The organism is Streptomyces sp. NPDC093510 (assembly GCF_040683555.1).
Classification (GTDB): domain Bacteria; phylum Actinomycetota; class Actinomycetes; order Streptomycetales; family Streptomycetaceae; genus Streptomyces.
The window spans coordinates 227,458-240,926 of record NZ_JBFBEE010000008.1 but is presented as its reverse complement, the minus strand read 5'-3'; the positions used below and the strand labels follow the sequence as shown (position 1 = coordinate 240,926).

The window sequence follows — 13,469 nt, the reverse complement described above, 5'->3', positions numbered from 1 at the left end:
TACTCTCCCGGGATGCCCCACCCGAACCCGCCCAAGGACCCGCGGCCCCCCGCCTCCATGCGCCGCGTCCCCGTGCAGGAGCGCAGCGCCGAGCGCCTGACCCGCATCCTCGACGCCTGCGCCGCCGTCCTGGACGAGACCGGCTACGAAGGTCTCACCACCCGCGCCGTGGCCCAGCGCGCGGGCGTCCCCATCGGCTCGGTCTACCGCTTCTTCGGCAACAAGAGGGCCCTCGCCGACGCCCTGGCCCACCGCAACCTCGACGCGTACGCCGAGCGCGTCGCCGCGCGCGTGAGCGGTGTCGAGCGCGGTGACTGGCGCGGCGCCGTCGACGCCGCCTTCGACGAATACCTCGCCATGATGCGCACCGTCCCCGGCTTCGGCCTCGTGGACTTCGGCATCCCCTCGGCGCCGGACGCCATGCCGGACGCCAACTCGCAGGTGGCCGAACGTGTGGCGGCCCTGCTCGCCGGACACCTGAACCGCCCGCTCGACGCCGCCCTGCGCCGCACGATGCTCGTCGGCGTCGAGGCGGTCGACGCGGTCCTCCAGCTGGCGTTCCGCGCCGACCCGGCCGGCGACCCGGCACTCGTCGACGAGGCGCGGACCCTGCTGCACGCGTACTTCGCGCGGTCGCTGGACTGAGGGCGCGCGACGTTCGTAGCCGACACCCGGCCGTGACCAGGAGTTTTGCGCTTATTGCTCGCGCGTCAACATCTTGTTAACGCTGGATAGCGGGTCCTAACGTCGTCCGGACCGCCAGACCTGGTGGGAGTTCGATGGTGAACGTTAGGTAGCCCCCATGCTGACAATCCTCGGATTCGTCATGATCGCCACCTTCCTGGTGCTGATCATGATGAAGAAGATGTCGCCGATCGCGGCGCTGGTGCTGATCCCCGCGCTCTTCTGCGTGTTCGTAGGAAAGGGAGCCCATCTCGGGGACTACGTCCTCGACGGCGTCGGCAATCTGGCGCCCACGGCGGCCATGCTCATGTTCGCCATCGTCTACTTCGGCGTCATGATCGACGTCGGCCTCTTCGACCCGATCGTCCGGGGCATCCTGCGCTTCTGCAAGGCGGACCCGATGCGCATCGTGGTCGGCACCGCCGTGCTCGCCGCGATCGTCTCCCTCGACGGCGACGGCTCGACCACCTTCATGATCACCGTCTCGGCGATGTATCCGCTGTACAAGCGCCTCAAGATGAGCCTCGTCGTGATGACGGGCGTCGCCGCCACCGCCAACGGCGTCATGAACACCCTGCCCTGGGGAGGCCCCACGGCCCGCGCCGCGACCGCGCTGAAGGTCGACGCCGCCGACATCTTCGTCCCCATGATCCCGGCGCTCGCCATGGGCCTCGTGGCCGTGTTCCTCCTCTCGTACGCACTGGGTCTGCGCGAGCGCAAGCGGCTCGGCACGCTCTCCCTGGACGAGGTCCTGGAGAAGGAGACGGCGACCGAGACGGTCCTGGTGGGCGCGGGCGGCGACGGCCGGACCTCGCTCACGGAGAAGACCACCGGTGGAGGAGCGGGTTCCGGAACCGGCGGCGAGGCGGACGCGGAGGACGCGGCCGCCGGAGACGACACCGACGACGACGGCTTCCAGGGGCTCGACCCCAACCGCCCCACCCTGCGCCCCAAGCTCTACTGGTTCAACGCGGCCCTCACCGTCCTGCTGCTCACCGCCATGATCATGGAGTGGCTGCCGATCCCGGTCCTCTTCCTGCTCGGCGCCGCCCTCGCCCTCACCGTCAACTTCCCGCACATGCCGGACCAGAAGGCCCGCATCGCCGCCCACGCGGAGAACGTCCTCAACGTCACCGGCATGGTCTTCGCCGCCGCCGTCTTCACCGGCGTCCTCACCGGCACCGGCATGGTCGACCACATGGCCGACTGGCTCGTCGACGCCATCCCCGAGGGCATGGGCCCGCACATGGGCCTGGTGACCGGACTGCTCTCCATCCCGCTCACCTACTTCATGTCCAACGACGGCTTCTACTTCGGCGTCCTGCCGGTCCTCGCCGAGGCGGGCCAGGCGCACGGCGTCTCCACCCTGGAGATCGCCCGCGCCTCCATCGCCGGACAGGCCCTGCACATGTCGAGCCCGCTGGTCCCGGCCGTGTACGTCCTCGTCGGCATGGCCAAGGTCGAGTTCGGCGACCACACCAGGTTCACCGTCAAATGGGCCGTGCTCACCTCACTGGTCGTGCTCGGCGCCGGAATTCTCTTCGGCATCATCTGATGCCTGCCGCGTCGTCCCGGCCCGGTGGCAGGGGCTGGCTGCTCCGCCTCGTCATCGCCTTCAGCTTCGCGCAGGGGGCGGTGTCGATGGCCCGGCCCGCCGTCTCCTACCGGGCCCTGTCGCTGGGCGCGGACGAGCGGGCGATCGGTGTCGTCGCGGGCGTCTACGCGCTGCTGCCGCTCTTCGCCGCCGTACCGCTCGGGCGCAGGACCGACCACGGGCGGTGCGCGCCGCTGCTGCCCATCGGCGTCGTGCTGATCTCCGGAGGCTGCGCGCTGAGCGGTACGGCGGGCTCCCTCGCGGCGATGGCCGCCTGGAGCGGTGTGATGGGCCTCGGCCACCTCTGCTTCGTGATCGGCGCGCAGTCCATCGTCGCCCGGCAGTCCGCGCCCGCCGAACAGGACCGCAACTTCGGCCACTTCACCATCGGCGCCTCGCTCGGCCAGCTGATCGGGCCGATCGCGGCGGGCGCCCTGATCGGCGCCGACATGGGCCGCACGAGCGCCTTCGCGCTTGTCGTCTCCGCGGTGGTCGCGGCGGTCTCCCTCACCTCGCTGTGGCGCATCGAGCAGCGGCGGCCCGAGCCCGCGCCGCAGCGCGAGGGCCGTGGCCGTGGCCGTGTACCTGTCCTCGGCATCCTGCGCACCCGCGGCGTGCCCGCGGGCATCTTCATCAGCCTCGCCGTGCTCTCCGCGACGGACATCCTCACGGCCTATCTGCCGGTGGTCGGCGAGCACCGGGGCATCGCGCCCGCCACGGTGGGCGTGCTGCTCTCGCTGCGGGCGGCGGCGACGATCGCGTGCCGTCTCGTGATGACGCCGATGATCCGGCTGCTCGGCAGGACCGCGCTGCTGACCTCCACGTGCCTGCTCGCCGGGCTGCTGTGCGCGGGGCTCGCGCTGCCGGTCCCGGTGTGGGGGCTGGCGCTGATGCTGGCCGTGCTCGGTTTCTGCCTCGGGGTCGGGCAGCCGCTGTCCATGACCACGGTCGTGCGGGCGGCGCCCGACGACGCGCGTTCCACGGCGCTGGCGCTGCGCCTCACCGGCAACCGGCTCGGGCAGGTCGCGGCGCCCGCGTCCGCCGGTCTCGTCGCCGGGGTCGCGGGGGTGGCCGCGCCGTTCGTGATGCTGGGCGGGCTGCTGCTCGTCGCCGCGGGCCTCGGCGTGCGCGAGGGCGGAAGGGACGGCACGCGGAAGGCCCCCGGAGGCGCCGGCTGCCTCCGGGGGCCCGCACGTCGGCCGGGCCGGCGAACCGGCCGTCAGCCCGAGGGCGTTACGAGACGATCTTGAGGAGCTTGTTCGGCGAACCCGTGCCCGGGCTGGTCACCACGCCGGACGTGGCGCCGTTCACCAGGGCGGAGGAGACCTGCGCCGGCGTGGCCGAGGTGTGGCCCGCCAGGTAGACCGCCGCCGCGCCCGCGACGTGCGGGGTGGCCATCGACGTACCGGAGATGGTGTTCGTCGCCGTGTCGCCGGTGTTCCAGCCCGCCTTGATGTTGACGCCGGGCGCGAAGATGTCCAGGACCGAGCCGTAGTTGGAGAAGCTGGCCCTGGCGTCCGTGTTGCTCGTGGCGCCGACCGTGATGGCGGCCGGGACACGGGCGGGGGAGGTGTTGGCGGCGTTGGTGTTGGCGTTGCCCGCCGCCACCGCGTAGCTGACGCCGTCGGCGATGGAGTTCTTCACCGCGTTGTCCAGCGAGGTGGACGCGCCGCCGCCGAGCGACATGTTGGCCACGGCCGGGGCGCCGGCGGCGTGGTTGCCGGTCACCCAGTCGATGCCCGCGATGACGCCGGCGGTGGTGCCCGAGCCGTTGTTGTCGAGCACGCGGACGGCCACGACCTTGGCCTTCTTGGCCACGCCGTAGGTCTTGCCCGCGATGGTCGTGGCGACGTGCGTGCCGTGACCGTTGCCGTCCTGGGCGGTGTTGTCGCCGTCCACGGCGTCGTAGCCGTTCACCGCGCGGCCGCTGATCTCGGAGTGCGAGATGCGCACGCCGGTGTCGATCACGTACGCGGTGACGCCGGAGCCGGCGGTGTCCGGGTAGGTGTAGGTGCCGGACAGCGGCAGCCTCTGCTGGTCGATGCGGTCCAGACCCCAGGGGGCGTTGGACTGCGTCGCGGTGGCCCGGAGTCTCTGGTTCTGCTCGACGGAGGCGACCGCGGGGTCGGCGGCGAGTCTCTTCGCCTCCGCCTCGCTCAGCTTCGCGGAGTAGCCGTTGAGCGCGGACTTGAAGGTCTTCTGCACCGAGCCGCCGTACTCGGCTATGAGGTCCTTGCCCTGGCTCGTGGCGGCCTTGAGGCCCGAGCCGTTCTTCAGCGTGACGATGTAGCTGCCCTTGACCGCGTCGGCGGAGCCCGCGGCGAGCACGGTGCCCTCGGCGGGGGCGGCCTGGGCGGGCAGGGCGGTGACCGTGCCGAGGACGGCGGCGGCGGTGGCGGTCGAGATCGCCGCGGCGATCACAGTCTTCTTGCTGCGAAGCATGGCCATTACGAGGGAGTCCTCCTCATAGGCGGCGTGCCCGGGGTCGGGCGACGCGACTGTGGGGGGTGTGGGCGGTATCGCACACACAGAAGGGAGCGGTGGGTGCCGCTCCCGTCGCGATCAGTAGCGTGGCCGCTACTCGTTGCCGGATCAAGGGAGTTGACGCCTTGTCATGCGTCTGTCACGTATTCGAAATCGAATGCGGGGCGAATGCGGGGGGTGTGTCCGGAAAACAGTCCGGGACGGGGTGGGGGCGCGAGGAGATGGCGTACGACTCGCGACCGGTTCGTGCCCTGGTCGGAGGCCTTGCGCGGCCCCAATGCCGGCCTGGAGGCTGGCTGGAGGTGGGCTCGATACGGACTACAGGTGGGCCTGCGCCGACTCCGCCGGAGTCGGGGCAGGGGAGCCCCTGGTGTCAGAAAACTATCAGCGCTAGTTTGTAGCGCGGACGACTACCTGGAGGAATGCGATGAAGGCCCACGACGGGATGTACATCGACGGCGCCTGGCGCCCGGCTGCGGGCACCGACACCATCACGGTCCTGAACCCGGCCGACGAACAGCCCGTCGGCCAGGTTCCCGCGGGCACCGCGGAGGACGTCGACGCCGCGGTCCGCGCCGCCCGTGCCGCACTGCCCGGCTGGGCCGCCACCCCGCCCGCCGAGCGCGCCGCCCTGATCGGCGCCCTGCGCGACCGCCTCGTCGCCCGCAAGGACGAGGTCGCCGAGACCGTCACCGCCGAGCTGGGCGCCCCGCTGCCGTTCTCGCAGGCCGTGCACGCGGGCGTGCCGATCCTGGTCTCCGGCTCGTACGCCGAACTCGCCGCGACGCACCCCTTCGAGGAGCGGGTCGGCAACTCCACCGTCTATCTGGAGCCGGTCGGCGTGGTCGGCGCGATCACACCCTGGAACTACCCCCTCCACCAGATCGTCAACAAGGTGGCCCCCGCGCTCGCCGCGGGCTGCACGGTCGTGCTCAAGCCCGCCGAGGACACCCCCCTCACCGCCCAGCTCTTCGCCGAGGCGGTCCACGAGGCGGGCGTCCCCGCCGGCGTGTTCAACCTGGTCACCGGGTTGGGCCCGGTCGCGGGACAGGCGCTCGCCGAGCACGAGGGCGTCGACCTCGTCTCCTTCACCGGCTCCACGGCGGTCGGCAAGCGGATCGGCGCCACCGCGGGCGCGGCCGTCAAGCGCGTCGCCCTGGAGCTCGGCGGCAAGTCCGCCAACGTCATCCTGCCGAGCGCCGACCTCGCCAAGGCCGTCAACGTCGGCGTCGCCAACGTCATGTCCAACTCCGGCCAGACGTGCAGCGCCTGGACCCGCATGCTCGTGCACACCGACCGGTACGACGAGGCGGTGGAGCTCGCCGCGGCCGCCGCCGCCAAGTACGGCGACCGCATCGGCCCCGTCGTCAACGCCAAGCAGCAGGCACGCGTGCGCGGCTACATCGAGAAGGGCGTCGAGGAGGGCGCCCGGATCGCCGCGGGCGGCCCCGAGGCGCCCCAGGGCAAGGACAAGGGCTACTTCGTCCAGCCGACCGTCTTCGCCGACGTCACACCCGAGATGACCATCGCCCAGGAGGAGATCTTCGGCCCGGTCGTCTCGCTCATCCGGTACGAGGACGAGGACGACGCCCTGCGCATCGCCAACGGCACCGTGTACGGGCTCGCGGGCGCGGTGTGGGCGGCCGACGACGCGGAGGCGGTCGCGTTCGCCCGCCGCATGGACACCGGCCAGGTCGACATCAACGGCGGCAGCTTCAACCCCCTGGCGCCCTTCGGCGGTTACAAGCAGTCGGGTGTCGGCCGCGAGCTGGGCGCGCACGGTCTGACGGAGTACCTCCAGACGAAGTCCCTGCAGTTCTGACCGTACGCAGTTCTGGCCGTACGCAGTTCTGACCGAACGCAGTTCAGACCGTACGGCCCGAGTCCGAGACCTTCCTAAGGAGTACGTGAACGTGGTTCGCGCCGCCATCCTCCCCGCCGTCGGCTCCCCGCTGGAGATCGCCGAGATCGACCTGCCGGAGCCGGGCCCGGGCCAGGTCCGGGTGCGCCTCGCGGCCGCCGGGGTCTGCCACTCCGACCTGTCCCTGTCCAACGGCACGATGCGGGTGCCGGTGCCCGCCGTCCTCGGCCACGAGGGCGCGGGCACCGTGGTCTCCGTCGGCGAGGGCGTCACGCACATCGCGCCCGGCGACGGCGTCGTCCTGAACTGGGCGCCGTCCTGCGGAAGTTGTCACCCCTGCTCGCTCGGCGAGGTGTGGCTCTGCGTGAACGCGCTCGCGGGCGCCGCCGACGTCTACGCGAAGCGGCCGGACGGCACGGACCTGCACCCCGGCCTGAACGTCGCCGCGTTCGCCGAGGAGACCGTGGTCCGGGCCGACTGCGTCCTGCCCGCACCGGACGGCGTCCCGCTCACCGACGCGGCCCTGCTCGGCTGCGCCGTCCTGACCGGGTACGGCGCCGTGCATCATTCGGCGCGGGTCCGCGAGGGGGAGAGCGTCGCGGTCTTCGGCGTGGGCGGGGTGGGCCTCGCCACGCTGCAGGCCGCCAGGATCGCGGGCGCCGGGCAGATCGTCGCGGTCGACGTCTCGCCGGAGAAGGAGGAGCTGGCCCGCTCGGCCGGCGCCACGGAGTACGTGGTCGCCTCGGAGACGACGGCCCGCGACATCCGCAAGCTCACCGGCGGCCAGGGCGTCGACGTCGCCGTGGAGTGCGTGGGCCGCGCGGTGACGATCCGCACGGCCTGGGAGTCGACGCGGCGCGGCGGGCGCACCACGGTGGTCGGCATCGGCGGCAAGGACCAGCAGGTCACCTTCAACGCCCTGGAGCTCTTCCACTGGGGCAGGACCCTGTCCGGCTGTGTGTACGGCAACTCCGACCCGGCGGTGGACCTGCCGGTCCTGGCCGGGCACATCAGGGCGGGCCGCCTGGACCTGGGCGCTCTGGTGACCGACCGGATCGGGCTCGACGGCATCCCGGCCGCCTTCGAGAACATGATCGCGGGCAAGGGGGGCCGGGCGCTGGTCGTGTTCTGAGAGGTCCCTGTTCTCCAGGTCAGGACTCCAGTTCTCCAGGTCAGGACTCCAGCTTCAGGGCGGCAAGCGGGAGCGGATCGGCGGCCTCGTTCCAGAACAACCTGTCGCCGTACGCCGTCCCCGATGCGCCGTCCTGAAGCCGGATCTGCTCCCGGACGCGGGCCCGCAGCTCGTCCGGCCAGTACGGGACGTGGTCGATGAGCTGGTAGAGGCCCAGCTCGCCCCTCGACTGCACGGCCAGGGCGATGTCGCGGTCGGTGGGCGGCGGCGCGTCCGTGCGCAGCAGCTTCACGACGGGCCAGTCCTCGTGCCCGGAGTCCGCGGGCGTGATCCAGTGGGCGACGAGTGCGTCCCAGGTCTCCGGGTCGTCGGTGAGCACGGCGACGGCCGCGCACAGTTGTCGGAACGTGCCCGTGTCCAGCAGTCGGTGGGCTCGCGCGATGAGGTCGTGGGCCAATCCCTGCCCGCGCACCTCGGTGTAGATGGTCCACTCCTGAGAGGCCAGCCGCCGCGCCAGAGCGGCGAACTCCGCGTCGTCGGGGCAGTCGGAGAGCGCCAGCAGGACGACCTCGTACGAGATATGAGGGTCGTGTACGGCGGGGATCACCGCGATGGCCTCGCGCATCCGCCGAGCCGACGCCGTCGGGAGGCCGTGCCGTAGGCCGTAGCCGGAGAGCGGCAGCAGCAAGTGCTCCGCGAGGGCGGCCCGTGCCGCGTGCGGGCCGGTCCGGTGTGTGTCCCAGAGGCCCCAGATATCGGCGGCCAGTGGGGAGACGCGGGGTTCCGTCGCGCCCGGCGTGATCCAGCGCGTCGTGGCGAACGGAAAGCCGCTCGACGCCACGCCGGGGCCGAGCGCGCCCGTGCGCAGATACGTCTCGATGTCGTGGAGGCGCACACCCTCGGACATCCAGCGTTCCTCCGCGGCGTGCCAGGCCCGGACGTCGAGCGACTCCGGGGACGGCCGCACGCCGAGCAGCCATTCCCGCACCGGCCAGGGCAGCATGCGGGGCGCAGAGAAGTCCGAGAAGTCCGATGCCTTGTGTGCGAGCGCTTCCAGCGCGTCGGGGCAGGCGTCGGAGGTCGCGCGCGCCACCTCGCCCCAGGCCGTCCAGTTCGGATGACAGCGGTCCGGGGGTGTCGCCAGCGGTTCCAGCCAGCGCGAGTTCCCCAGAGCCACCGGACCGGACACCGGCCAGACGCCTTCGAGGTTCAGGAATCCCAACCTGCCCGCGGGAGGCCCCGAGTGAATGACGTGCCAGGCGGCCCACGCCCAGGGGGAAAGCCCTTCGACCTGCGGCACGAACGCGTCGGTGCGCACCGCGTGCGGATCGGCCCCGCGCAGCTGGTCCGCGAGCTGCTCCGTCCCGATGACTTCGGGGATCGCCGTGTCCAGCAGAAGCCCTGGGAGCAGCTCGGCGCAGGCCGCGTCCAGATGGGCGCGGGCCGCGACCGCGGCAGCCGTGTTCCCGGCCGCCGCGAGCTGGTTGACGAAACGCCAGAGAGGGAGGTCGGTGTACCGGGCGGGAGGACCCGATGTCATGCGGTCGAGGACGCCGTCGAGCCGGGCACCCTGGAAGAGAGGGGCCGCCACGCCGGCGAGCCGGTCGGCGCGGCCGTCGAGGTCGGCCAGGACGTCCGTGCCGGGCACCAGGTGACGCACATACCGCTCGTCGAGTTCCGGCATGTCCGACAGCAGGTCGATGGCCAGTTCGGCCCCGCGCAGATCCAGAGCGCGGGTCCCGCAGAACTCCGGCGTGTCCAGTTCGGCCAGCGCGGTCACCACCGAGTCGCGCAGGTCCCGCTCCCCGAGACGGTCCGGCTCGAAGGCCGCGGCGGCCATGAACCTGGCCACGTTGCGCCAGGGCTCGCGTGCGGCGACCGCGCGGAACCGCTCGCGCACCAGCCGCTCGTCGTCCGTCCCCGCGAGATGGGCGGCGGCCAGGAACTCCACGAGGGACTTGATCTGGAAGCCCACGCTGTCGGAGTCCACGCCGACGATCAGGACCAGGCGTTCCCCGGCGAACCGGAGGAGCCGCTCGACCAGGTCCGCCTCGTCGTCCTCCGCGGGACCGACGAAGTCCTGCACGTCCCGCACGTTCCGCATGTTCCGCATATCCCGCATGTCCCGCACCACGGACCGGGCGATCCCGGCGAAGTCCTCGGTGCGGATGCCGCCCGCGTCCTGCTGTGCCTCGCCCGCCACGATGATGTGGAAGGCGGCCCGTCGGTGCAGTTCGTCGACGAGTCGCCGGTGCTGTTCGAGGAAGGTGCCGAGCTCCCCGCCCCGGCCCTCTTCGCGCGTGTAGACGTGGTCGTAGTAGCGGGCGAACAACCGATGGCGTCCGGAGGGGAGTTCACCGGAGTCGGCCAGGATCGACATCACCAGCGCGACATGCAGCGGCGTGTTCAGGATGTCCGGCAGGTCGCCGTGGCGGGCCGCCTCGCGGAAGATCCCGAGGAGCCGCTCGCCGTCGGCGTCGTGCCCGGCCAGGACGGCCGCGTGCAGTTCGGCCTCCTGCGGGGAGAGGTCCGTCAGGGACCATGACGCGAATCCGTGCGGCCGCAGTTCGTTCCCGTACGCCTGCGGCCTGGAGGTGACGGTGATCGACGCGTCGGCCCGGTCCATCTGCAGATCGTCCGCGAAGTCCCTGACGTGGCCGAGGACGGCGGCGCGCCGGCGCGGGGACACCTCGTCGTAGCCGTCGAGGATCAGCACGGTCGGCACCGCGCGGGCCAGGGCGCGGACCTCCGTGGTGGAGACGTCGGTCTTGAGGAGACGTTCGTAGCGGTGGGTGAGGAAGTGCCAGAGGGAGCGCCGCGTCTCGGTGGCGCCGCCGAGGTACGCGGCGAAGGCGTCGGCCTCGACCCAGAGGGGGAACCGCGCGGTGGAGGGCGGAGTCAGCCCCAGCCTGCGCAGGCCCCGGTCGACGCGGTCGAGTTCCGTGAGGGTCCGCGGGGAGAGCCGTTCGGTGTCGAAGGCCCGTAGCAGCGCGGCCCTGTGCACATGGGCGAGCATCTGTACGGCGGTGGTCTTGCCCTGTCCAGGGCCGCCCGTCAGGACGGTACGGAACGACGGCTTCTCCAGGGCGAGGTACTGCTGCATGAAGTGCTGCGGTGTGCCCCCGGTGCCGAAGTCGTCCTGCTCCTCGGACGGCAGCAGGACGAGGAGGTCCACGAACACGTCCGCGATGCTCCGGCGCTCCCGTACGAGGGAGGGGTCGAGCAGCCGCACCGAGGCCCCGTCGTGGAACTCACGCTGCAGGACGCGCAGGAGCAGCCGCTCGGTGCTGGGCGGGTGGGGCCCGGGGCGTGCGGCGTCGTCCCGGAGGTGGAGGTTGACGTCGCCGTGGAAGACGGCACCGGGTGCGTTGAGCCCGGACGAGCCGTCGACGTGGTTGCTCACGGCCCTGCGGTCTCCGGTTCGTCGGTTCCCAGTCCCTCGGTCCCCGGTCCCTCGGTTCCCGGTCCCTCGGTCTCCGGCCCGTCCGTCTCCGGTTCGTCAGCGAAGTTCATGGTGACGGGCCCGGTGAACGTCGCTCCCGGCGCGTTCAGACCCCGGGAGCGGCTGACCGTGTTGAACTGCGGCGCCGCCGGGCCGAACCGGGCGGTCAGCGACTCCAGTTCACGGTGGAAGCCGGGGTCCGCGGCGGCGGACTCCCGCAGCGCCCCGCCCAGCCGGCGCACCGCTTCGGGGTCCGCCGGGTCCCGTTCGTCGAGCACAGCCACCACCGCGGGATTTCGGGAGAACCGCTCACGGAGCCGTTCCCAGAGCGCGGCGGCGGCATTGGTCCCCAGCTGTCCACCGGCTCCGCCGAGTGCCGCGGCGGCCAGTGCGTCGAAGGCGATACTCATGGCGTCACGGTATCGCCCCGCCCCGGCCGCGGAACGCCCGAACGGGCAAGCGCGGGAAAGGACTTGGCCGCGGCGAGGAACACGAAGGTGGTCAGCACGAACGGCCAGGTGAAGGCGTGCCCGCCGGACGGCGCGAAGAGCGCGGCCACCGCCGGGCCGAGCACCGTCGCGGTGGCGGCGCCCACGAGCGCGTACGCGAGGGTCGCCGCCCGCACCGGCAGGAAGACGCCGCAGAGGGCGAGGGCCACGAGGACGGAGTTGTATCCCGTCGTGCCGTCGGCGATCTGTGCGGCGGGAGCGCCCAGGGCCCACGCGGTGGCCGTCCCGACGGCGCTGCCGAGGCTCGCCACGGCCGCCGCGCGCGGCCCCGCGACGAGCAGGCCGAGCAGCAGCAGGGCGCCCACGTACCACTGCGGCATGAAGAAGATCTGGGCGAAGCCGGCGAAGAACCCGCGGACCGCGTCGGCCGGTTGGAGGGCGGTGGAGCCCGTCGCGGCTGTGGCGAGCGCGGCCGTGCTCTCCCCACCGTGCCAGACGTGCCGGAAGCCGGGCGCCGCGATGGTCGCAGCCGAGGCGAGCAGGCAGTACGGCAGGGTGAGCGAGGGCAGACCCCAGGTGCCGAGCAGCCGGACCACGGCAGCGGTCACGACCGTGACGACCACGCAGCCCGCGGCCGCGAGCAGCGCCGTCGACAGGTGCCGGGCGCCGAGGAAGACCGCGAAACAGAGCGCCGTCAGGCAGGCGTTGAACCCTTCGAGGCCGGTCGAGACACGGTCGTGGTCCACGCCGAGGAGCCGTGCGGTCGCCGTGCCCACGGCGGTGCCCACCAGGGCGTAGAGGCCGTACTCCCAGCCCGCGGCGGAGAGCGCGACACAGAAGACCGCGCCCGCGACGGCGCTCGGCAGGAATGTCACCTGGGCCTGGCCGCGCAGGACTTGTGCGGCGAAGAGGCGGGCGGCCGTGAGGAGGGCGCCGGGCGGCCCGGGCGCTCGCCCCGCGCCTCCCGTCGAGCCCTCGGCGTCCAGCGCATCCATCGCGTGCCCCACGGCCACCCCCGCGTTACGTCTGTTTCGCCCGAAAGGACGGATGCAGATTACATCTACTTGTGTGGGGGTGTGGGCCCGCCCCGTCGACGAGGTGGTGCGGGCCCGTCCCTTCAATAGGGTCCAAGAACCTCCCCGCCTCTAGTACTCTTCCTGTAGTGGTTGGGACGTAGTACTTCGAATGGAGTGGTGTCAGTGGTGCGCAGGAACGACGACCGGCGGGCGGCCCTGGTCGACGCCGCCATCGAGGTGCTGGCCAGGGACGGCGCCCGCGGGCTGACCTTCCGCGCGGTGGACGCGGAGGCCGCGGTGCCCACCGGTACGGCATCCAACTACTTCAGCAACCGCGACGACCTGCTCACCCAGGCGGGCGCCCGCGTCTACGAACGCATCGCGCCCGACGAGGCGGAGGTCGAGCGGCAGCGGACGGCCAAGCCCGACAAGGAGACCTACGTCGCGTTGATGCGTGACGTCGTCGGGCGCGTCAGCGGCTTCCGTACGGGCTATCTGGCGCTGCTCGAACTGCGCCTGGAGGCCACCCGGCGCCCGGAGCTGCGCGCCGTCCTCACCGAGCGCGTCCGCGCCGACCTGGAGACCAACCTCGCCTACCACGACGCCTCCGGGCTGCCGGGCGACGCGACGGCGGTCAAGCTCCTGTACATGGCGTTCAACTGGCTCATCGTCGAGCAGCTCACCCTGCCCGACGTCCTCTCGGAGGCCGAGCGCGACGCGCTCGTCGCGGCCGCGGTGGAACGCATCGTCACGGAGTGAGGCCCCCTGAGGCCCCCTGAGGCCCCCTGAGGCCCCCTGAGGCCCCCT

At 72.2% G+C, this 13,469-nt stretch carries 10 protein-coding genes; 6 read left to right on the top strand and 4 right to left on the bottom strand.

Features of this window, described 5'->3' with window-relative positions:
• The first annotated feature begins 12 nt into the window (after positions 1 to 12).
• The 3 genes from AB0N81_RS15380 (at position 13) to AB0N81_RS15370 (ending at position 3,528) form a co-directional block, all read left to right on the top strand.
• Positions 13 to 645: a TetR/AcrR family transcriptional regulator gene (locus AB0N81_RS15380; protein ID WP_365358303.1), complete on the top strand. Its 633-nt coding sequence runs from the start codon at positions 13 to 15 to the stop codon at positions 643 to 645.
• Positions 646 to 802: 157 nt separating this feature from the next.
• The gene (locus tag AB0N81_RS15375) at positions 803 to 2,239 is read left to right on the top strand and encodes a citrate:proton symporter (RefSeq protein ID WP_365358302.1); all 1,437 of its coding nucleotides are present in this window, start codon (positions 803 to 805) and stop codon (positions 2,237 to 2,239) included.
• Complete coding sequence (locus AB0N81_RS15370; protein ID WP_365358301.1) at positions 2,239 to 3,528, top strand: MFS transporter; 1,290 nt, start codon at positions 2,239 to 2,241, stop codon at positions 3,526 to 3,528. Before AB0N81_RS15375 ends, AB0N81_RS15370 begins: the two co-directional genes overlap by 1 nt.
• On the opposite strand, the gene AB0N81_RS15365 is transcribed toward AB0N81_RS15370, so the two are convergent.
• On the bottom strand, positions 3,512 to 4,726 hold the full coding sequence (locus AB0N81_RS15365) for a S8 family peptidase (RefSeq protein WP_365358300.1): 1,215 nt from the start codon (positions 4,724 to 4,726) through the stop codon (positions 3,512 to 3,514). The two genes, AB0N81_RS15370 and AB0N81_RS15365, sit on opposite strands and share 17 nt — an antisense overlap.
• Before the next feature lie 463 nt (positions 4,727 to 5,189).
• On the opposite strand from AB0N81_RS15365, the gene AB0N81_RS15360 reads away from it, so the two are divergent.
• Positions 5,190 to 6,584, top strand: a complete 1,395-nt coding sequence (locus AB0N81_RS15360) for an aldehyde dehydrogenase family protein (protein ID WP_365358299.1) — start codon at positions 5,190 to 5,192, stop codon at positions 6,582 to 6,584.
• A gap of 91 nt (positions 6,585 to 6,675) precedes the next feature.
• A complete protein-coding gene (locus tag AB0N81_RS15355) occupies positions 6,676 to 7,755 on the top strand; it encodes a Zn-dependent alcohol dehydrogenase (RefSeq protein ID WP_365358440.1) in 1,080 nt (359 codons plus the stop codon).
• A 40-nt stretch (positions 7,756 to 7,795) separates the two neighbouring features.
• On the opposite strand, the gene AB0N81_RS15350 is transcribed toward AB0N81_RS15355, so the two are convergent.
• Genes AB0N81_RS15350 through AB0N81_RS15340 form a run of 3 tightly spaced genes read right to left on the bottom strand, consistent with a single transcriptional unit; the run spans position 7,796 to position 12,641 of the window.
• Positions 7,796 to 11,158 (bottom strand): hypothetical protein, encoded by a 3,363-nt coding sequence (locus tag AB0N81_RS15350; RefSeq protein ID WP_365358298.1) that lies wholly within the window; start codon positions 11,156 to 11,158, stop codon positions 7,796 to 7,798.
• Positions 11,155 to 11,607: a hypothetical protein gene (locus tag AB0N81_RS15345; RefSeq protein WP_365358297.1), complete on the bottom strand. Its 453-nt coding sequence runs from the start codon at positions 11,605 to 11,607 to the stop codon at positions 11,155 to 11,157. Before AB0N81_RS15345 ends, AB0N81_RS15350 begins: the two co-directional genes overlap by 4 nt.
• Positions 11,604 to 12,641: an urea transporter gene (locus AB0N81_RS15340; RefSeq protein ID WP_365358296.1), complete on the bottom strand. Its 1,038-nt coding sequence runs from the start codon at positions 12,639 to 12,641 to the stop codon at positions 11,604 to 11,606. The genes AB0N81_RS15345 and AB0N81_RS15340 overlap by 4 nt, the downstream gene beginning before the upstream one ends.
• A gap of 204 nt (positions 12,642 to 12,845) precedes the next feature.
• Here AB0N81_RS15340 and AB0N81_RS15335 point away from each other — a divergent pair, with 204 nt between their 5' ends.
• On the top strand, positions 12,846 to 13,421 hold the full coding sequence (locus AB0N81_RS15335; RefSeq protein WP_365358295.1) for a TetR family transcriptional regulator: 576 nt from the start codon (positions 12,846 to 12,848) through the stop codon (positions 13,419 to 13,421).
• Positions 13,422 to 13,469 lie beyond the last annotated feature (48 nt).

Coding starts and splice junctions, on each gene's coding strand:
- AB0N81_RS15380 (WP_365358303.1), top strand. CDS start 13: ATGCCCCACCCGAACCCGCCCAAGGACCCGCGGCCCCCCGCCTCCATG.
- AB0N81_RS15375 (WP_365358302.1), top strand. CDS start 803: ATGCTGACAATCCTCGGATTCGTCATGATCGCCACCTTCCTGGTGCTG.
- AB0N81_RS15370 (WP_365358301.1), top strand. CDS start 2,239: ATGCCTGCCGCGTCGTCCCGGCCCGGTGGCAGGGGCTGGCTGCTCCGC.
- AB0N81_RS15365 (WP_365358300.1), bottom strand. CDS start 4,726: ATGGCCATGCTTCGCAGCAAGAAGACTGTGATCGCCGCGGCGATCTCG.
- AB0N81_RS15360 (WP_365358299.1), top strand. CDS start 5,190: ATGAAGGCCCACGACGGGATGTACATCGACGGCGCCTGGCGCCCGGCT.
- AB0N81_RS15345 (WP_365358297.1), bottom strand. CDS start 11,607: ATGAGTATCGCCTTCGACGCACTGGCCGCCGCGGCACTCGGCGGAGCC.
- AB0N81_RS15340 (WP_365358296.1), bottom strand. CDS start 12,641: ATGGATGCGCTGGACGCCGAGGGCTCGACGGGAGGCGCGGGGCGAGCG.